The organism is Shewanella sp. KT0246 (assembly GCF_019654955.1).
Lineage (GTDB): Bacteria > Pseudomonadota > Gammaproteobacteria > Enterobacterales > Shewanellaceae > Shewanella > Shewanella goraebulensis.
Genome location: NZ_BPEV01000055.1, coordinates 1 through 20,548, shown reverse-complemented (window position 1 = coordinate 20,548; position 20,548 = coordinate 1). Strand labels below are relative to the sequence as shown.

Annotated in this window: 21 protein-coding genes; 6 read left to right on the top strand and 15 right to left on the bottom strand. The window is 38.1% G+C overall.

All coding sequences use genetic code 11. The features are described from left to right. Window positions 1-89: 89 nt before the first annotated feature. The 11 genes from K5Q58_RS19195 to K5Q58_RS19145 all read right to left on the bottom strand — a co-directional run bounded on the left by K5Q58_RS19195 (window position 90) and on the right by K5Q58_RS19145 (window position 10,379). Entirely contained in the window at window positions 90-770 is a 681-nt protein-coding gene (locus tag K5Q58_RS19195; RefSeq protein ID WP_259651400.1) for an ABC transporter substrate-binding protein, read from the bottom strand. 467 nt (window positions 771-1,237) lie between these two features. Beyond that, window positions 1,238-1,558 carry a YdbL family protein gene (locus tag K5Q58_RS19190; protein WP_220755465.1) on the bottom strand — a complete coding sequence of 107 codons (321 nt, stop codon included), beginning with the start codon at window positions 1,556-1,558 and terminating at the stop codon, window positions 1,238-1,240. A gap of 19 nt (window positions 1,559-1,577) precedes the next feature. Beyond that, window positions 1,578-1,742, bottom strand: a complete 165-nt coding sequence (locus tag K5Q58_RS19185; RefSeq protein WP_220755468.1) for a YnbE family lipoprotein — start codon at window positions 1,740-1,742, stop codon at window positions 1,578-1,580. Window positions 1,743-1,851: 109 nt separating this feature from the next. Then, window positions 1,852-5,163 (bottom strand): YdbH domain-containing protein, encoded by a 3,312-nt coding sequence (locus K5Q58_RS19180; RefSeq protein ID WP_220755464.1) that lies wholly within the window; start codon window positions 5,161-5,163, stop codon window positions 1,852-1,854. A gap of 251 nt (window positions 5,164-5,414) precedes the next feature. Next, the gene (locus K5Q58_RS19175) at window positions 5,415-6,260 is read right to left on the bottom strand and encodes a D-hexose-6-phosphate mutarotase (RefSeq protein WP_220755463.1); all 846 of its coding nucleotides are present in this window, start codon (window positions 6,258-6,260) and stop codon (window positions 5,415-5,417) included. 131 nt (window positions 6,261-6,391) lie between these two features. Further along, window positions 6,392-6,988, bottom strand: coding sequence for a class I SAM-dependent methyltransferase (locus K5Q58_RS19170; protein WP_259651399.1), 597 nt, complete (start codon window positions 6,986-6,988; stop codon window positions 6,392-6,394). Window positions 6,989-7,002: 14 nt separating this feature from the next. Next, window positions 7,003-7,665, bottom strand: a complete 663-nt coding sequence (locus K5Q58_RS19165) for a response regulator transcription factor (protein ID WP_220755462.1) — start codon at window positions 7,663-7,665, stop codon at window positions 7,003-7,005. Between the two features lie 309 nt (window positions 7,666-7,974). Beyond that, complete coding sequence (locus tag K5Q58_RS19160) at window positions 7,975-8,442, bottom strand: acyl-CoA thioesterase (RefSeq protein ID WP_220755461.1); 468 nt, start codon at window positions 8,440-8,442, stop codon at window positions 7,975-7,977. Between the two features lie 209 nt (window positions 8,443-8,651). Then, window positions 8,652-8,918: a Rho-binding antiterminator gene (locus tag K5Q58_RS19155; RefSeq protein ID WP_220755460.1), complete on the bottom strand. Its 267-nt coding sequence runs from the start codon at window positions 8,916-8,918 to the stop codon at window positions 8,652-8,654. Window positions 8,919-9,001: 83 nt separating this feature from the next. Then, a complete protein-coding gene (locus tag K5Q58_RS19150) occupies window positions 9,002-9,571 on the bottom strand; it encodes a histidine phosphatase family protein (RefSeq protein ID WP_220755459.1) in 570 nt (189 codons plus the stop codon). Between the two features lie 46 nt (window positions 9,572-9,617). Beyond that, window positions 9,618-10,379, bottom strand: a complete 762-nt coding sequence (locus tag K5Q58_RS19145) for an SIMPL domain-containing protein (RefSeq protein WP_220755458.1) — start codon at window positions 10,377-10,379, stop codon at window positions 9,618-9,620. A 185-nt stretch (window positions 10,380-10,564) separates the two neighbouring features. On the opposite strand from K5Q58_RS19145, the gene K5Q58_RS19140 reads away from it, so the two are divergent. Together K5Q58_RS19140 and K5Q58_RS19135 are read left to right on the top strand one after the other, a co-directional pair. Beyond that, on the top strand, window positions 10,565-10,765 hold the full coding sequence (locus K5Q58_RS19140) for a hypothetical protein (protein WP_220755457.1): 201 nt from the start codon (window positions 10,565-10,567) through the stop codon (window positions 10,763-10,765). 132 nt (window positions 10,766-10,897) lie between these two features. After that, window positions 10,898-11,083 carry a hypothetical protein gene (locus K5Q58_RS19135; protein ID WP_220755456.1) on the top strand — a complete coding sequence of 62 codons (186 nt, stop codon included), beginning with the start codon at window positions 10,898-10,900 and terminating at the stop codon, window positions 11,081-11,083. Between the two features lie 343 nt (window positions 11,084-11,426). On the opposite strand, the gene K5Q58_RS19130 is transcribed toward K5Q58_RS19135, so the two are convergent. Next, the gene (locus K5Q58_RS19130; RefSeq protein ID WP_220755455.1) at window positions 11,427-12,506 is read right to left on the bottom strand and encodes an energy transducer TonB; all 1,080 of its coding nucleotides are present in this window, start codon (window positions 12,504-12,506) and stop codon (window positions 11,427-11,429) included. A gap of 217 nt (window positions 12,507-12,723) precedes the next feature. Here K5Q58_RS19130 and K5Q58_RS19125 point away from each other — a divergent pair, with 217 nt between their 5' ends. Further along, entirely contained in the window at window positions 12,724-13,965 is a 1,242-nt protein-coding gene (locus K5Q58_RS19125; protein WP_220755454.1) for an HD-GYP domain-containing protein, read from the top strand. Window positions 13,966-14,149: 184 nt separating this feature from the next. Here K5Q58_RS19125 and K5Q58_RS19120 read toward each other — a convergent pair whose 3' ends face one another. Then, window positions 14,150-15,214 carry a 3-deoxy-7-phosphoheptulonate synthase gene (locus tag K5Q58_RS19120; protein ID WP_220755453.1) on the bottom strand — a complete coding sequence of 355 codons (1,065 nt, stop codon included), beginning with the start codon at window positions 15,212-15,214 and terminating at the stop codon, window positions 14,150-14,152. 204 nt (window positions 15,215-15,418) lie between these two features. Next, on the bottom strand, window positions 15,419-16,231 hold the full coding sequence (locus K5Q58_RS19115; protein ID WP_220755452.1) for a pyruvate, water dikinase regulatory protein: 813 nt from the start codon (window positions 16,229-16,231) through the stop codon (window positions 15,419-15,421). Between the two features lie 124 nt (window positions 16,232-16,355). Here K5Q58_RS19115 and ppsA point away from each other — a divergent pair, with 124 nt between their 5' ends. From ppsA to K5Q58_RS19100, 3 genes are all read left to right on the top strand, one after another. Then, entirely contained in the window at window positions 16,356-18,725 is a 2,370-nt protein-coding gene (gene ppsA / locus K5Q58_RS19110; RefSeq protein WP_220755451.1) for a phosphoenolpyruvate synthase, read from the top strand. A 155-nt stretch (window positions 18,726-18,880) separates the two neighbouring features. Continuing rightward, window positions 18,881-19,240, top strand: coding sequence for a DUF4937 domain-containing protein (locus tag K5Q58_RS19105; protein ID WP_220755450.1), 360 nt, complete (start codon window positions 18,881-18,883; stop codon window positions 19,238-19,240). A gap of 9 nt (window positions 19,241-19,249) precedes the next feature. Beyond that, window positions 19,250-19,588, top strand: a complete 339-nt coding sequence (locus tag K5Q58_RS19100; RefSeq protein ID WP_220755449.1) for an antibiotic biosynthesis monooxygenase — start codon at window positions 19,250-19,252, stop codon at window positions 19,586-19,588. Window positions 19,589-19,652: 64 nt separating this feature from the next. Here K5Q58_RS19100 and K5Q58_RS19095 read toward each other — a convergent pair whose 3' ends face one another. Next, window positions 19,653-20,396, bottom strand: a complete 744-nt coding sequence (locus K5Q58_RS19095) for a tRNA (adenine(22)-N(1))-methyltransferase TrmK (protein WP_220755448.1) — start codon at window positions 20,394-20,396, stop codon at window positions 19,653-19,655. Between the last annotated feature and the right edge of the window lie 152 nt (window positions 20,397-20,548).

Here is a 20,548-nt window from a genome sequence, read left to right as displayed (position 1 = left end):
ACTATGTAATATCAAATATAAAGCCGAACGAAATACGTTTGTTTTTTAATCATTTACCCCATTAATTGAATAATTAATGGGGTAAATTTTTATCTGGGTTTTATCGCTAAATCGTATTTTTTTGCTATTCGATTGAGTCGACCTGATGCCCTTAAATCAGACAACCATTTTTGCAATTTAGCTTTAGAAATTACAGCTTTGGGGTTTAACAAAATACTATGAGAATATGTTTGATCTAATTTCTCTGAAATTAGCAGGTTATCTCTGATTTTTGGATACATTTTAATGTAATGCTGCAGGTAAGATAAGGTGACAGGGGCAATGTCAGCTCTGCCTTTTAATACGCTTTCAATCGATGCTCGGTTAGTATGTACAAATTGAATATCAAAATCGCTCATTAGATCTTGTTCATTGTTATTCCACTGGGCAAACTGATAATGATAACCGCTGACTAAACTGAGTGATTTATTTTCAAAAGTATCAAAGTACTGCTGATCTTTTACCCCATCTCTAAGTGTTATAAACACTTCGCCATCAACAATGTCTAGAGGAATAAATTCGGCAGTGAAGCTTTTCCAGCCCCAAATAGGACTTTCAAAAAACATCATATCAAACCGTCCTATATCGTAGGCTTGGTAGCGATTCTCGATACTTGTATTAACAAATTGAAACTCAACTTCTGTTTGTAGTTCATTAAATGCTGCAACTAAATCAATGGTAAAACCTCGAAATAGCCCTTCATCAGTCAAATTAACATAAGGGGCAAACAAATATCCTCCAACATTAATAACAGGTTTAGCTTGTGCTGGAGTGATTAGAATTATGAGTGCTGTTATTGTAGAAAAAATCTTGTTCATATGCTCAAAAGTAAATACGTCAGTGAAACGACACTAGACAAAAAAGTGACTATGCAACAAATGTAACACTTTTGCATTACAAAAAGAATACCCACTAAGTGAATGTGGGTATGGGGTTATGACTAATGAACCTAGTTGTTAATGCAAAAAGCAGGACTAACATATTATAAAAAAGCTTTATGAGCTTTATAACTTTACTTAAGTATAATTATGTATATTTTTTAGTGAGTTAATAAAGAGAAGGTCGATTGATTTCAAAGATGCTACTTATATTCAATGTATAAATGTCATCGCTTTTAAAGCTGTTTAAGATTGGCTAGCTTGAAAATTATAATGACAATTTACAGTGTAAGTACAGTTAAGATCTTGGAGTAGAAGGGCTATTTTTGTTGCCATTTACCTGCGGCAGTTTGAATGTAATGATTTTTATCCGCAGCTGCGATTGCTTTTTTTGCCGCTCTATTCGCCACATCAGCAGTTGAGAGTTTATTCTTCTTGGCTATTTTTTGATAATGCTGTTTGCGTTTATTGTTAACTTGCAGCATTAATGTTTTAGCTTCAGAATTATTAACGACTAAGCCTAAATATCCATTAGTTTGCTCGCCAACTAAGCCTTGTGTTTTAGCTTGTTGTAGTGTCATAGCATAGGCATTTACAGACATTAATAGCCCTGTTAATAAGGCAATGATGGGTAACTTCATAATGTGATTTCCTTATTAATTAAAATAACTCGTCATCTTCTAATAGTATGTCGAGTTCTTTATCAATTTTAATGATGATTTCATGCTCGATTTTTACATTGAGGTTAATCTCAATGGGTTTATCGGGTGGTGCTATTTTTACTGTGGGTGAGCACGCTGAGATCATTAAGGTGCTGGCACACATTAGTAATAAATTATTAATCGAATGAGTTTTCACTGAGTCGTCCTTACTGCTTAAAAGTCATTAAATAAATTGCTTCAATAATTCACGTTTAAATGTTCTGTTCAAGTATTCATTTAACGGAACGTTCTATGTCATTTTGCAGTTGGTTTCCAATTTGAGTACTTTTGTACAGTTGAAATAAGTTCTCTTCATGAGAGTAGTTCAAATGTATAGGCCTTTCAATATCTTCGCTTTTCCCTTTAACCTGAACTTTAAGAAGTGCATCACCGTTGTCTTCCATATCAAAGCTACTGCTCAATTGGCTATATTCTAAATGTTCAAGAGCTTGTACTACAAAATCTAAGTATGGCTGTGTGGTTCTAATTTGTTCAAGGGCTGGGTTGTTAGAAACTTGAATGAGCCCGCCAGGTTGTCTAGCTGCTAAATGTCCTCCTTTAATCGTCACTTTCCCATCGACTAAAGAGGCGGGTAACACGCCGTCAAAAATACCGTCTGCGTATACACCAACCTGAGGTTGTGCCGCCAATAATGCCTCTAAACTGATGCCATTTAAAACAAAATAACCTTCTGATTGATCATGCAACTTTACATAAAATTCTGGTACTAAGAATTCCCCATCTAATAAATCACCACTCGCGGTTAAATTAATGTCAGTATCACTGAGTCCACTAATTTCTTGTAACCAATTTTTCGCTGCAATTTCATCATTCTTTCCTAAGGAAATATTGGCGTTGAGCTTGATGTTTTCAAGGTTAATACCGACATAGGCATCGGCAATATTTAGCTCAGCTTTTTGACAAAGTAGACGGCTTTGGCTGTAGGTAGTTGGCTGACTAGGCGTGCTATGCACTTGCTGCCAGTTAAATTGGCAGTCAGAGGTTAAGTTAGCATCATAAAAGAAGTTTTCATTATATTGCGCATCTAATTGACTTAGTTGTTGCTCAAACTTCATTTCAAATAAAGACACACCTTGACTTTCATTTAATGCAAAACTGGCATTTAGCTTGTTATGCCCCGAAATCGTTAAGTTTTCAGGTAGCATTTGAGTTTGTCCCAGTGTGCTGATCACCGAGTGCAAATCAGTATCAACCTGCCATTGGCCAGCTAACGATACTGGCATGCCTTGTTGAGGTAATCTTAATAAGTGATAACTTGATAAATTGAGCTCATCCAGTTGCCAGTATTCTGTACCCGTTAATAACTGTTGCTGCAAAGCTAATGTTTGTTTGAGTGTCACATCGTCAAGACGTAACACTTTATAACGTCTAAGCTTTGATTTAGAGGGAATAAGCTTATCTATACGAACGTCGCTTAAATGCCAATCTAATTGAGTTTGATTGGTTTGCGCGAGTATTTGTTCAATTAATGGCTGCTGTTCATTGTCGGTTTCTGAATCATAATCAGCATTAGAACGGGTTAACAGTTCAATATTTTGTTGCGCATTAATCTCAAATTGTCCTAAATGAACCTCAAATTTTTCTGTTGTTAGCTGTTTTTCGTCGTTTACCGTATAAGCAAACGAGTCAAAACCAAGCTTGAAATCACCTATGGTGAACTTTGATTCTGCCTCAGTGGACGAGATTATAGAGGATTGCTTACTTATTGGGCTTAACGGTTTCGTTAAGCTAATGACTGATTGCTTTTCAAGTCGCCAGTGCAATTGATCAAAAACCAATGAGTTATGAGACATTTGCATATGAAGTTGCTGCGTTTGAACTGCCGACTGGGGTAATAAAATCAATTCAGCCAAATGGTCTTTAACTGACATTTTTGCACTTAGGTTTATTTGTGAACCAGCAACAAAAATGCTGTTATTTACCGACTCTGATTTGTGTGGCTCAGTTAAGCCATGACTTATTTGATGGTTAGTTTTTTTAGCCGTTGCAAGATTTTTAGCGGCTATTAAATCAAAAGTTTGATGTTGATTAATAATAAGGTCTAGTTGAGAGGTTAATTGTAAAGCACCCCCATCATTTTCAGTTATATTATTAATACTAGAGATAGGCAAACTAGTTGCAGATAGTTTGTTTATTTTCAATGTCGAAGAGGCTATAGGGTGCGCAATAGATAACTTAATATCAGTTTCCATGACATTAATTAGTGACGGAGTATTCAATGGCATTTCAATAGTCAGCGGCTGTTCAAGCGCTAATGACCAATCAATTTCTTGTTTAAGTTTTGCAAGAAATGGCTGCAGTTGATGATTAATCTCTGGGTTATCTAATAACGCGATAATATCTGTTAATTGCCGCTGATTGGTACTAATTTGCCACAAAAATGGTTGAAGATTAAACATCAGAGTCGCAATTGATTTTTCCTGTTGAGGTGTTGGTACTTTATCAGGCGAAAGCTCTTTTTCAGGCGCGTAAATTATTGAAAAAGCCAATGTATCCTCGGGTGAAAAATCAATATTTGGCAGTAACTCACTGCTAACCATTGGGATAAAAACTGATTGATTTACAATTTGCGCTTGGGACGATATTGGAATAATTTGGTGTTGGCTAAGGATAGAACCATGAATCAAATCAAGTTCAGTTTGACTTTTCCATTTGCCATTAACCATTAATTTTAAATCTTCGATGGGTCCTAAAATAGTTTCTATAGCATCAATTAGCTGTGGTTTCTCAGGCTTTATAATTGAATTGTTATCAGCTGAATTAGCACCAGGTTGATGAGACAGGTTATCTTGCCAGGCGATGTAAAGTGCTTGATTTAAGCCTGACAAAGCTGAAATTAGCGTCGCTATATCTGATTGATGATTTAAGACCCACTGCGTTTGCTTCATCTTTAAGTCAAACAGCGATACCGATTGCTCCATCAAATTTAGCTCACCTGACAAGGTATGTTTAATGTCTGAAACTTTTGCTTGCTCAAGCTTTAGGTTATGAGTTTGAATAATCGGGAATGGTATTTTTGCTTGAAGCGATTTAGGTAGGTAAACACTGATATTATCTAACGATATTTGCGGGATTTGATTTAAGCTTAAACCTATATCATCGGAGTTTTCACCTTGCTCTTGGCGAGTGATAAAACTTTTTCCTAATGTGACGTTTATATCGCCAATGTGCAACTCGCGGATATCTTCAACAGATAATGACATGCTCTTTAGGGTATTGTAGCCATCCTTTAAATCTAATCTGATATCTTGAAGTTCTATTAAACTATCTTGATAGCGCATTTGTAACCAAGGCAATGATAGTTGGTTTAAATCGCTAAGCTTATATTTGCTAAGTTCTGTGACATCAATTTCGACATCTTTGACTTCAACATCTATAACCTCAATATTGTAAGGCAGAGTTAAGGAGTTTACGAAATTGAGCGCGATAGGTCTGAAGTTTTGTTGGAGCAGCAGTAGACCTAATGCGATTAAAAAAAAGCAGAATAAAAATAATCGTTTAACAGTAAAAATTCGAACTGCCATTAGGGTTTTATGTCTTTTAAGATATTGATTTATTTGATTGAGCAAAGGATAACATAGCTTAACTATAATGGCTCCGTGTCATTGATATTTGATACTGAAGCATTTGAATTCCAGCAAATTTATGGGCTTGATGATAGAATTTGAAGCTGACTAACTTCGATTTAGCTACAGTTTTAGTTTTAGCTTGGATAAAACCTACTGAGTGGGCTAGACCAAGCTAAATCAAAAATCGACATGAGACTGAGTCTGGCTTAAGCCCAACGAATATGAGTGGTGAGGGTATGACTTCCCCCAGGCGCTAATTGTACTTCATCTTCGAGGACATTCGCTGCTTCGTGGCACACCATGGTTAAGTAGTCATTATCATTAAAGCGCGATAATCGCTGAGATTTATCAATCCACGGATTCCAAAGCACTGCAGACAGACTGTTCTCACGACTGACTTCAATAGTGCCATTTGGAGTATGTAACAGCTGTTTGTTGGCTAAATCTGTATAGACGCGGTCAGTTTCTCGAGTAAAGCTGACTTCATCACCGTCTTGCTGATAGGGGCCTTTACCAAATTCAATATATTTTGACCCGCTAAAGCCAGTGGCTTTTAAATGATGTATATCTTCAATAGGAAAATAAGTATGTAATGCTTGGGTAAGGTTAATTGGATAGTCGCAGTTGTTTTTATTCACAATGCTGACTGACAATGATTCACCAAGGGTAAACAGCACACTCACTTCGGTATCGTGAGGCCAATATTGTTTGTTTTCTTCGGTAATTTTTAGGGTGAAGATTAAATCAACCACTTGGTTACGCATTTTAACTGATGCTAAAGACCAGATACTGGTACGGGCAAAACCATGTTGCGGATAACCTTCAATGGGGTTTGCTCCAAACCAAGGCCAACACACGGGAATACCACCACGGATCCCATTACCAGGCTGGTAATCATCAGCTTCAGACACCCAAAGCAATGGTGCTTTGTTCGCTGGTTGAAAAAAATCTATTTGTGCGCCCTGAAGAAAAATACTCGCTTGGCATAAATCAGTATTCACTTCGACATAATCTAAACCGTTAGGGTGTTTTTTAGTGGTAACCGAACCCATAATGCGCTGTCCTTATGTGAGATTTTATTGTGTATCTGATACTAGCTTACAAATTTTTTACTAGTAATTTAAGGGGCTAACTCTTTGTTATTACGGTTTGAGTGTTTGATAAATGACATAAACTGAATCAATTAACATCGTCTAAAATGAAGAAGGCGATTATTAGCAGGCATTTCGATATCTGATTCTAATCTTAAGCCCTGTTCTTGAGCCAATTTTATGACCCATTCAATATCACGAATGCCACTTTCAGGATTGTTTTGTTTTAACCATTGATCAAATGACGCGTTGCTGTCACTGCTAAACTGGCCTTGATAGTTAAAAGGGCCATATATTACAACATTTGCAGTTGTTGATAACGCTTGTCCTAAGCCATTAAAGAAGGCTTCAACCATCGCTTTACTCATAATATGTAAAGTATTTGCGCTGAATAAACCATCTAGCATGGGAGATATTCTACTTGTAGGCCAATCAAGGGTCACGTCTAGTCCAAAAGCAGGTAATAAATTAGGACTGCCGACTAACTCAATTCGAGCGTTTAAGTGGGTTAAATAACTGTTTTGATCGCTGGCTTGCCAAGTTAAATGGGGCAGGTTAGCGGCAAAGTGAACGCTATGTTGACCTGTGCCGCTACCGATTTCTAATACCTGCTGGCTATCTGAAAAAATATTCTTTAACTCAGCAAGTATTGGTTCCTTATTGTTTTCACAGGCTTGAGAAAACGGCAATTGCGAAACATGACTTAAGATAGGTCGACCTTTTCCATTTCAAGTTGCTGTAATGCAATAACTGCTTGCGTGCGATTTCTAACACCTAATTTACGGAAGATAGCCGTAGCATGAGCTTTGATTGTCGCTTCAGAAACACCAAAGTCATAGGCAATTTGTTTATTGAGTAACCCTTCAGCAAACATCTGTAAAACGCGATATTGTTGTGGAGTTAAGTCAGATAACTTGCTGGCCATTTGACTGGTTGGATCGTCATTGACTTCAAGTATTTCAGTTCCTTCTGGCAACCAGATATCACCATAAAGCACTGCGTCTAGCGCTTCTTTTAATGTATCCATCGAAGCAGATTTAGGAATAAAACCTGAGCTGCCATAATGTATAGCGCGGCTGATAGTCTGAATATCTTCATGGGCTGAGATAACAACGACAGGAATATCTGGATAATGGCCTCGAAGGTGAATTAACGTCGAGTAGCCGTGAGAGCCAGGCATTTGAAGATCAAGTAAAATCAAATCAAGATCAGTTTCTTTATCATCAAGAATTTTTTGCAGCGCATCGGCACTGTCTGCTTCAAACCAATTAGTACCTTGAAAAGCATTATTTAATGCTTGTCTTAAGGCATTACGGAATAAGGGATGATCGTCAGCAATAATAATATTTAAATTTTGTAGCTTCATGGCTTTTTAGTTGTCTTGGTTGCACGTGAAGGTAATTTTAATGTAACAGATAACTTGGTTATCGATCCACGCTAAAATGCAAGAGTATAACGAAAACAGTTAAATAATATTATGAGTTAGACTTTGGTCTAGTATTGATGCAGCATTCTGGCAAAATCCAAAATTATTAACTGCTTGCGAACAGTTGCAAGCAGTTAATCTTTGGCTTGTTTTATGAACAATAGTGTAAAACGAACATCTTCAATTGTTGTTAACTAATACTACAAGCAACGAAAGGAATAATTCATGTGCTTTCGGATTGTAGTTTTGTTAATCACTACCACTGGTTTGTAAGTTGGTATTTACTGGCCAAACTGGAATCGGATTTCTTTGTTCGTCCACAGCCACAAAAGTGAACACGCCTCTTATGGCATGTTCACGTAAGTCTTGGTACATGTCTTCGACAAATATATTGACCTCAACTTTTAAAGATGTGTTACCAACATGAATAACCCGTGCGACGAGTTCGGCTAAACTGCCTGCCGGTATCGCTTTTTTAAAATCAATTCGATCAGAACTGACTGTCACCAAGGCTTTTCGGCAAAAACGGGTCGCAGCAATAAAGGCGGTTTCATCCATCCATGCTAATGCATCTCCACCGAATAAAGTGTTGTGATGATTAGTGTTTGACGGAAAAATTGCTTTAATCACTTTTGCTTCAGATTGATCGATTCTGTCACTAATTTCTTTTGGCAATGATGGGTTTTCTTCTGGTGATACATTACTGGTAAAGGGCATTCAACTACCTAATTGTTATTTTTAGTACTTCTAGTTGGAGGCCGGATTATACGGATATGTGATTTAAATAGGTAGAGTAGATAAACAGACTTATTCATTTATCTTTATCAAAAGCAAAACGAATAGAACAAACATCATACCAAAGAGATTTCTAATAATTAGTGATGATGTTAGCTGTAGATTTTTACTGTTGTTGTTCAGTGCTGGAGCTAAGAGCAGGTAAAGTCTATATCGCTAAACACAGGGTTAGGTGTGAGGACTTTAACGGACTTAATCTGTTCTATCTCAACAATAACCTGAGAGTTATCATCATTTATAGCGCCTTTGATTACTTCCTTTTTATTACCGTTAATTTCGGTGAAACCAGTATCAAAAAATTGGCCGTTAATTACCGAGTTATCTAACATGGTTAACTCTACTTGGTATTGATATAAACACATTATTTCAAGATAATCATGTAAGTCACACCTGAGCATAATGCTTCCTTTACAGTCTTTGGGGATTCAATTATTGGCATCCTAGACGGGTGGCATACCAGACTTAGATATTTGCTTGGTCCTTAATAACGTAATACTAAGGTGCTTACTTCATTACCTATGCTGGTTAAAATGTATAACCTATCAAACTCACTCTTTTCATTAATATCTTCACCAGCATTTCCGCCTAAGTGTGTCACCAGTTTTGGCGTGGTATTGCTATGGCCAACAACTAAGATATGCGATTGAGAACTGGATTGAAGTTTTGATGCAAAAGCTGCTAATTGACGTGGGTCGTAATGCGTTAAAGGGATCGCAGTGAGCTCAGAAGTCGGCAGGGCTGTTAATTTTGTTCTTTTGTAATCAGTACTATAAATCGCAGATAATGGCACAGAAGAGAGTATGTGAGCGAGCCGCTTAGCTCTTTGCTGGCCTTGTTGAGTTAACTCGGGATTATCACCTTTTTGTTTCTCTGCATGGCGAACTAAAATGTAAGTCTTTTTTTGCTTATCTGAAGCTTGATTAATTGAGTTTTCCGCAGCGATTAAACCGCTACTGAACATCATGATACTTAATACTGTTATTAATCCAAAGGTCATCAATAATCCAGTGATATACCTTCGGTTAAGTTGTTTTTTGTAGTTGCTATCCATGTTGACTTCCACGTTTTTATTGTAATTATTTTTGTGATTTCATTGATTAATCTGCTAGATAATACTCTATGGTTGACACCACTCTCACACGTTTAATGTGCGGGTTATTTTTATCTCTATTGGAAATACTAAATTGACCTTGGGAAGCACGTTTAATTTTGCCTAGCTGGCTTTGTGAGTCAGTAGCAAACTTTTCAGCGACTAAGCGTGCATTATTAGTGGACTGTTCAATCATTTGCGGTTTTATTTCGTTCAAGCGGGTAAAGATGTATTCAATCTGCGCATCGTAATTGTTTTGCGAAAAAACGATCCCTTGTTTACCTAACTGAGAAAGTGTCGGCATTGCAGCGCGCACCTTATCTATATCTGTAGAGTAAACGGTAATAGTTTGTAATGCGGTATAACGAAATTCTACGGTTTGGTTACCGCCATATTGTTGAGCTAACTTATCTGTAATGGTTGGTGCTGAAATTGAAATTTCGTCAGTACTAATGCTATTTTTTATCAAAAAGTCATTAATGAGAACGTTTTGCTTATCAACCTGCGCGTATAAATCTTCTAACTTATTGCTTGCTGCCGTGTATTGGATTGGCCAAATAACTACATCAGCAGGGTATTCGTTTTCAGCGAGCCCTTTTACGGTGACGCTTCGATCAAGTAATTTGTACTCAATGATGGCCTGTTTGAGTGACAAGCCTAGTACTGATAAGCCAATCAAAAGCAAAAAACCAAGAATGGCGGCGCTGGTTTTAGACTGGGTATTTAGCGTGCTGTTCACTAGATATTCTCCTGTAGCCTTCTTAATCATTTACTTGAGTCGATTTAAGTGTTGGGCGATAGAATCTATAACTGTGGGTGATTTTATCTGGCGAAATTTAACGTCAACCTAACACTTTATTGTTAAAGACCTTAGCCGTAAGTTGACGTCTTAGTCAACTTTTTAGGTTTTTAGGTTAATTAATGCACATTGAAGTGCTAAAGGAATAAAGGATTATGATTAAATTTAAGTATCGAGTATTACCTTTGATAGCCATCAGTTTTATTTTGATAAGTCAGGTTTCTTTTGCCGAAACATATCAACATGCTGACTCATTTGAGCCTTTTACGGTTGAATATGATGCGGAAATTGATTTTAAAGTGGTTAAACAATTGGCACTGCAAGTCAGACGTGATCGAAAGCTTGTGTTAGGTTAATTAAATCAATCGATTGAATATAAAGGCACACCAATAAAAGAGCCATTGTTGGTCATTATTTCGAAAACCAAACGAAACCCTTATCAAGATTGGAATACAATTCATATTCCAGAAACTCGAGTATTACAATAGGTGGCAAATCAAGAGCATAATGGCATGGCACTTATTCATGAGTTAACTCATGTGTATGCCGTGAGTTATCAACCCAAAAAAATTAAAAATGGTTATGAAGATTGTTTTTATGGTGATGGTTTAGCTGTTTTGTTACAGCACCGCTTTGGCAGCAAACCTGAATATCCTAATTTTGGTATTGATTAATATCCTCAGATTACAAAATTAGTGGCTAAACACGGACAGTTAATTCCATTCTCTAAAGCAGAAGATGCTAGACATGAAACTACAGCAGGAGTTGAAAGACAATTAGCTTAAGTGCAAGAAGGTGCATTTACTCAATTCTTGATTGAAAACTCTTAGCTATGAATAGTGGGCTAGATGCTTATTTTAAAATCTATAAGGTCAGGGTGTAAAAGAGGTCACAGGTAAAAGCTTTGGGAAATTAGAGCAAGAGTGGATCGCAATGGTTAATCTATTTAATTAATTTTTGATGCTCAGTGTTTAAGAGATTGGAGGACAATGGCTGTTGCCCTCCAATCTCAAATATCTAACCTATCTTATAATCCAATTGAACGGTTGATTTTGCTTTAACAGGTTTACCATCAATGAATTTAGGGGCATAGCGCCAATGCTTAAGGACTTTAATACTTTCCTTTTCAAAAGCTTCACCACCTTCAGATTTAATGACTTCAGGTTCTGATACAAAACCTTGTTCATCGACAACAAAGCTTAATTGCACCATGCCTTCGGTACCTCGTCTTGCTTTGTTGATTGGATACTTAGGGTTTACACGGTAGATAGGTGTTTGTTGCTGTTCTTCACTCCAAGGCTTCATGCTTCCAATTGCTAAGCAATGTTGAGTGGCAAGATCTGACTTTTCTCTTTCACTATACATGGCAACTAAACGTGCATGCGCTGCCAACTCATAAGGGTGAGTATAATCCAGAGCTTGGTATTGATTGATTACTTCCAGTAATTCAATTTCAGCTTTGTCATATTTTTTATCTGCTAGATATACTGCTGAACTTTCAAACCTCGAGTTTACTAGGGCTGTAGAGTCTGCAGGAAGTAATTCACTATAAATTTCTTTGGCTTGCAATATATATTTACGAACTTGCTTCTTATCATATTTGGTTTGAACAAGTTTAGAATAACTTGCAGATAGCGTATGGGCGTACAGAATTGGCTTGTCACTGTCATCAGCAATTGCTCTAGCTTCTGAGAGTAATGTTTTCGCAAGCTTTAAGTCTTTAGTCTTATCTGCATAGGTTAAAAGGGGATCAACAAGTTGCACACTACCTTTACCAAAGTGGGCTTTATATAATACTAAAGTGTTGGAAAAATATGGTTCAGCCTCATCAAACTGATAATTATTAGCGAGCGAAATGGCAAGATTAAACCCAAGGTTAGCTGTATCTATACTTGTTTCACCGTAAATAACTTTGCCTAAGTCATAAGCTTGTTGAGCTGATTTTGCTGCTTGCTTTGTATTGCCTGCTTCAAAAGCGACGTTATAAGCATGGTAAGCTTTTTTGAATCCTTTCGGAGTTGCACTTGATTGCGGAGAAAGTACTAAACTGCCTAAAAACAGGCTGACATAACTTAATTTAATTGTATAACGATTCATTCCAATCCTTTGAATATTACTTATCGATCCCATGTTGTATTAGAGAAGCTTAACCTTTGCCTTATTTCATAACAATATAATTTACTCATCATAGTCATAAATCTACTTGCGCTAAATGCTAGCTGTTGCGTTATTGAAAAACTCGACAATAATTATAATTAACATTCGCTACTTTTAATTCGTTTGTAGAGTAAACACGGCACTTCAAGGATGAAACATGTCACTAGCAGGATTGCAGTTTATTGAAAATATCACTATTGGAGATTCTCTAGCTTATTGGCGAAGAGTGATTTTTAATCGAATTTTTGGTTTGTTAGCTATTGTCTGTATCCCCGTATATTTCACGAGTATTTACCTGTGCATTCAAGCTAATCTTTACTCTATGGCAGTATTCGACACTATCGTCTATGCCATCTTGCTGTTTATCATTTATGACAAAAACCTCACTGATAGGGCTCGTTTTAACATTGGCTGCATGTTGGCTTTCAGTATTGGGCTCGGTTTTTTAATCGCCATAGGGCCAAGTGGTGCTGGGTTCTTCTGGTTGTTTATATTTCCACCACTAACCTGCATTTTACTTGGTAAAGTAGCCAGTAACTATGCGCAACTCATAAATCTTGTTTCTCTTGTTTTACTAGGCATTGCTTTTCATTTAAATTTTCACATCTGGCCAAAAATTGAAGGTTATAGTTCGATTATATGGGCCGTAGTTGTGATAAATTTTATTGCTACCAATGCCATAGTGACTATGTCTATTGCCTTCTTATTAGGCAAACTATCGCATTCTTTAGAAAGCACTTTAACATCAAGGCGTGCTACGGTTATCGGTTTAGCTAAATTAGCTGAATATCGTGATAACGAAACTGGTGCGCATTTGTTGAGAATGCAGCGATACGCAGCAATGTTAGCCACCCAAAGATACAGCGAGTTTGACGCGCCAAAAGAACTTACCGTGTCTTTTATTGAAGAAATCACTTTGTCTTCGGTATTACATGATATAGGTAAAGTTGGTATTGCCGATGCTATTTTACTTAAACCTGGCAGACTAACCCCTGAAGAGTTTGAACAGATAAAAGCTCACCCTGTGATTGGCGCTTCAGTTTTAAATAGCCTGACAGAATACGCACCAGATTGTAATTTTATCAAAATGGGACGTGATATTGCTGGTGGTCATCATGAGAAGTGGGATGGTAATGGCTACCCTAAAGGCTTATCAGGTACTGATATTCCTCTTGCTGCGCGTATCGTTGCCTTAGTTGATGTGTATGATGCGTTAACTTCACCTCGATGTTATAAAAAGCCCTTTAGCCATCAAGATGCCGTTAAGTTAATCATTGAGGGGAAGGGCAAACATTTCGACCCTAAACTAGTAGAAAGCTTTATGGTAATAAACCATTTATTTCAGCAACTCTCATTGGCATCAATTGAAGAGGATGCAATCAATGTCAATATTGCCTGAATCAAAACTCACAAAGTTTTATAAACTTATTATCAGCCAACAAAAAAAGCCAGTCATATTCATGACTGGCTTTCATTTTATCTGTTTCGAAAGTTTACAAAACTCATGCAAGATAAGTGCGAATGAGCCTATGGTATTTTAAAAAGTACTTTTTAAAGGTGCTTTTTAATTAACTTATATAGGTCTATTTGCTTAGCAGCACTTTTCGGTCTTTTGAAGCCTGAGCTAAATCACGTAGAAGCTTTTCAGAGTCTTCCCAGTGTAAACAAGCATCGGTAATACTTTGGCCATAAGTTAAAGGCTGACCTTCTACGACTTTTTGATTACCTTCAATCATAAAGCTTTCAGCCATAATACCAGCAACAGCGGTGCTGCCACTGCGCATTTGTTGCATGATGCTGTCGGCAACGTTTAACTGGTTTTTATGTTTCTTTTCACTGTTACCGTGACTAAAATCAACAACCATACGTTGCGTGACACCTACTTTTTCAAGTTGCGCACGCACGACTTCAACATCTTCTGCTGAATAGTTTGGCTTTTTGCCACCACGTAAAATGATGTGACCATATGGGTTACCGTGAGTACGGTAAACTGCCATTGCGCCATCTTTGTCCGGAGAATAAAAAATGTGCGGAACTTGCGCTGCACGAACGGCGTCAACTGCAATATTGATATTACCGTCAGTACCGTTTTTAAAGCCTACAGGACATGAAAGTGCTGATGCCATCTCGCGATGAATTTGGCTTTCAGTTGTACGAGCACCAATAGCGCCCCAGGTAATTAAATCAGCTATATACTGACCATTCACCATGTCTAAAAACTCGGTTGCGATAGGGAGTTTTAATTCAGTAATTTGTTGCAGCAAGTGGCGAGCCATTCTCAAGCCTTTGTTTGGACTAAAGCTACCATCCAAATCAGGATCCGAAATGAGTCCCTTCCAACCTACGATAGTGCGTGGTTTTTCAAAATAGACACGCATTACAATGCATAAGTCTTCTTTTAGCTCATGATGTAATTTGGCAAGACGCTGAGCATATTCTAATGCCGCTTCTGTATCGTGAATTGAGCAAGGACCGATGATAACGAGTAAACGTTGATCTTCGCCTGCAATAATGGCTTCAACTTCACGACGTTGCTCAACTAAATAGTCAGCAGCATCTTGGGTTAATGGATATTCAGATGCGAGTTGCGCAGGTGAAATTACCTTACATAAAAGTGAGGTACGTAGTTCATCAGTTTTAATTGTCATTCATTTTACCGAGCATGTTTGCGATGAATTAACATCATATTGCTCGGGATTATAACTAATTAGCCAGCGTTAGACACGCTGAAATCGAGTTAGATATAGAACAAAAGCAGTCAAATTGGAATAAGTTAGCCGAAAATGCGGTGTTATTATCACTTTCGGCCATTCAAGCAGTCGTTATCGTTTTGAATCGATAACCATTGCGGCTTAAAACATGTGACGTTTTAAGCCTGTGATATCAAGAATTTTTGCCGAAATTTCTTCTACCGAATGGAAAGTAGTGTTTACAAAAGGAATGCGCTCTTTCTTATACATCATTTCAACTTCTTTCACTTCAATTCGGCATTGCCTTAATGAAGAGTAGCGACTATTTTCCATGCGTCCTTGACGTATTTCATGCAATCGATTTGGATCAATGGTGAGACCAAATAATTTCGATTTATTGCGTTTTAATGCTTCAGGCAATTTTAAGTTATCCATATCGTCTTCAGTAAACGGATAATTGGCAGCTTTTATCCCAAATTGCATCGATAAATACAAGCTTGAAGGGGTTTTACCACAACGTGAAACGCCCAGTAAAATGATGTCGGCTTTATCCATGTGCTTCATGGTTTGACCATCATCGTTCTCCATTGTGTAATTTATCGCTTCTATCCGAGAGTCATAGCCCAAGTTACTTTTACCATGAGTTCGGTTCATCACCGGCTTCGCTTCTATACCCAATTGTTTTTCTAACGGGCTAACGAAAGTGTTCAAAAAATCATAATCCAAGCCTTCGCTGGAATAAATAATGTCACGGATTTCATGTTTGACGATTGAATGGAAAAGTATTGGTCTTTCGCCTGTTGTAATAAAACAATCATTAATTTGTTGTTTAACCTTCTCCGCTTTTTGAGTTGTTTCTACAAATGGAATTGTAAGTGCCTCAAATTCAACTGGAAATTGTGAAAGCACTGCATGTCCAAATACTTCTGCAGTGATTGCAGTCCCGTCTGAGATATAGAATACTTTTGGTGCCATTATGACCTCTTGTAGTAATAAAATTACAAATAAAATTATAGATTTACGTCACTTGTGTGGGAGTGTAGAATGCCGCTGCCCTCGTGTGAAGGGGCCATCGAAATAAACTTGTGGAGAGATAACTGTGCAGCAATACATACTCTGGTATCAAGAACTAGGCATGGGTGATGTTAACAAGGTTGGCGGCAAGAATGCGTCACTTGGTGAAATGATCAGTAACCTAGCAAACGCAGGCGTTCAAGTTCCAGGCGGATTTGCTACAACTTCTCATGCGTTTAATGAGTTCCTAGAGCAAAGTGGTGTTAACCAGAAAATTTTCGACATTCTAGCAACTTTAGATGTTGATGACGTTAATGAATTAGCGAAAGTTGGTGCACAGATTAGACAGTGGGTTATTGATACCCCATTTCAACCAGAACTAGAAGACGCGATTCGCGAAGCTTACGAGCAACTTTCTAGTGAGACTCAAGAAGCATCATTTGCAGTGCGTTCATCAGCAACAGCTGAAGATATGCCAGATGCATCTTTTGCAGGTCAACAAGAAACTTTCCTAAACGTTAAAGGCTTTGATGCTGTACTACTTGCTATCAAGCACGTTTATGCATCGCTATTTAACGACCGTGCAATTTCTTATCGTGTTCACCAAGGTTACGAGCATCAAGGTGTCGCATTATCTGCTGGCGTACAACGTATGGTACGTTCAGATAAAGCATCATCAGGTGTGATGTTCACTATGGACACTGAATCAGGTAACAACGACGTTGTCTTTATCACTTCATCATTTGGTTTAGGTGAAATGGTAGTGCAAGGTGCCGTTAACCCTGATGAATTTTACGTGCACAAACCAATTTTAGCGCAAGGGCATCAAGCCGTTGTGCGCCGTAATATCGGCAGTAAGTTGATTCAAATGGTTTACTCTGACGATGCTTCACATGGTAAGCAAGTGAAGATTGAAGATATCCCAGCTGAACAACGCAGCATTTTCTCAATTAATGATGAAGAAGTGATGGAGCTTGCAAAGCAAGCTGTCATTATTGAACAGCATTATGGCCGTCCAATGGACATCGAATGGGCCAAAGATGGCAACGACGGTAAGTTATATATCGTTCAAGCGCGCCCAGAAACAGTTCGTAGCCGTGAAGATGTGCAATTAATTGAGCGTTACCATTTAAAAACCAAAGGTGATGTTGTTTCTGAAGGCCGTGCAATTGGTCATAAAATCGGTACTGGTGTGGCTAAAGTGCTTGCATCTATCGAAGACATGGATCAAATCGAGCCAGGTGATGTACTTGTCACTGACATGACTGACCCAGATTGGGAACCAATCATGAAGCGTGCAAGCGCAATCGTCACTAACCGTGGCGGCCGTACTTGTCACGCTGCGATTATCGCACGTGAACTTGGCGTACCAGCTGTTGTTGGTTGTGGAGATGTCACTGACCGTATTAAAAATGGTCAAGTGGTGACAGTATCTTGTGCTGAAGGTGACACCGGTTTCATCTATGACGGTAAGCAAGAGTTTGAAGTTATCACTAACCGTGTAGACTCATTACCTGATTTACCAATGAAAATCATGATGAACGTGGGTAACCCTGATCGTGCATTTGATTTTGCTCGCCTGCCAAACGAAGGTGTAGGTCTAGCGCGTCTTGAGTTCATCATTAACCGCATGATCGGTATTCACCCGAAAGCATTGCTTGAGTTCAACTCACAGCCTGCTGAGCTTCAAGAAGAAATCAACGAGATGATTGCCGGTTATGAATCACCAGTTGAATACTATGTTGCTCGTCTTGTAGAAGGTATCGCGACTATCGGTAGCGCATTCTACCCTAAGAAAGTTATCGTACGTATGTCAGACTTTAAGTCTAACGAATACGCTAACCTTGTTGGTGGTGAACGTTACGAGCCAGAAGAAGAAAACCCAATGTTGGGCTTCCGTGGTGCTAGCCGTTATATCTCTGAGTCATTCCGTGACTGTTTCGCACTTGAGTGTGAAGCGATTAAACGTGTTCGTAACGATATGGGTCTGAAGAATGTAGAGATTATGATCCCATTCGTACGTACTGTTGATGAAGCTGCTCAAGTCATCGAATTGCTGAAAGAGCAAGGCTTAGAGCGCGGAAAAGACGGTCTTCGCGTTATCATGATGTGTGAGCTACCTTCAAATGCATTGTTGGCTGACCAGTTCTTAGAGCACTTCGATGGTTTCTCTATCGGTTCTAACGACTTAACTCAGTTAACTTTGGGTCTTGATCGTGACTCAGGCATTATCAGTCATTTATTCGATGAGCGTAATGATGCGGTTAAAGCATTACTATCGTTAGCGATAAAAGCGGCTAAAGCGAAAGGTGCTTACGTGGGTATTTGTGGTCAAGGCCCATCTGATCATGCCGACTTTGCACAATGGTTAGTTGAGCAAGGCATCGACACCGTATCACTTAACCCTGATACCGTAATCGACACTTGGTTATACCTAGCTGAAGAACATGGTTAAACGCTTATTAATTTGGCTATTAAGTTAGCTAAATGACAAAAGCCGCTTAATTGCGGCTTTTTTGTGTCTGTTATATGTGTTTTGGGAATGCTGTTTCTTATCAATAGCGAGTAGCTAGATGCAAATTGAGATTAATAAATAAAGGATAGAATCATATGGCTGTAGCTAAAATCATAAATTGTCAGGTTGCTTACGAACAAAAAGAGAGTTTTAGCCACAGACAAAGTCAATGGGGCTTAACCGCATCTTGTGAAGGGTTCACTGGCCAGTTAGGTGGCTGGGTGCAAGAGGAGGGTGAACAAGTTAGCGAGGAATATAATTCGGTCAGTTACAATCAAGCCGTTGTGATTGGGTTATGGCAGTCACAGCAAGATTTAACTGCTTTCATGGAATCTACTCATGACAACATCATTGAACAAAACCAGCAAACGTCAACTTACATAGCATGTCAGGTTAATCGACAACAGCATGTGTTAACAATGGGCTTAAAAGTACTGAATATTCCTGAGATATAACTGATAAGCATGGTTACTTGCGAAGGTGCAATTGATAAACAAAATTTTATCAATGAGCAGAAGGAATTTTGGATTCCTACATTACAAAAACAACCTGGGTTTGTTGGTGGGGATATTTGGCAACCAGAGAAAAAAACCAATAAATACCTTGTATTGACATATTGGTCGTGTGAACAAGGTTATGAGACATATAACTTTGAAACTTTGCCGAAATTAACTCAAGTGCTCAAACAAGAAAACATCACACAAGTCTCGGCTCAGAATATCTCGAGTAAGAAACTCTCGCCTCGGAAAGCCACGAGTAAAACAGTATTAGTCGAACGTCGATGGGACGTTATAGCGGGATAAAACACATCTAAATCGAGGTTAGAGGTTAGTGGTTAGAGGTAACAGCCACTCAAAATATGAGTCATTATGTATGAGGCATATCAATCGCGTTATAAGCATCGATAATGTGCTGCACTTCTTGTTTCCGTCCAATCTGTATTCGTTGATAATGGCTTAATGTTTTGTTGAGGTAACGACGAGATATACTTTGTTTATCTTCAATGTTATTAAACCAAATTTGCTCTCCTACTGCAGATATTGCATGAGAAGTTTTATGTTGCTTGGGGTTTAACGAGGCAGTGGTACAAGCCGGTTTTGAATCATTAGCAACTAATAGAATTTCATAAAAACGTTTGTTGTCTTCAACCAGACATTCCTGTTTTAAGCTGAAATCTAGCGAAATGAGGTTCTGTCTTAAACTATATTGATGATGAACAGGGCAAAGTAAAAAATCGATCTTCAAATTAGCATGCAGCTTTTGAATACTATTGATAAACTCAATCATTAAATCACCTCCCACACCTGCAATGATAACCAAATGCTTACCACAATATTTATCTAAAGGAAGCTTTGCTACATCCATACAGTGAGTAAACCAGTTGGATTTAACAGCAGGATTAAGCTCTGAGCTTAAATCAAGTTTAATTAATTTTTGCTCGAGTTCATTCATTAACTCAGCAACGATATCAACAAAGTGAATATTTGGGGCTGCTTGACGTGCGAGTAACGACCCTCCTAAAAAACCATGATCGCAACAACAATCCCAAATATGATCGTAACCATGCATGACCAAATTATCTATTTGTTGTAATCTTTTACTGAGTTTCATGGAGGGATCCGAGTATAAAGGTAGGGTACTTCACTGAAAGCGGCGCATTGTAATTGTTTTCAAGTTAACTGGCTAAGGCTTTTTGAGATTGTATGCATTATTGAATGTGTGATTATCTTTTAATAAGAAGATAAAAGTAATAGATATAGGTA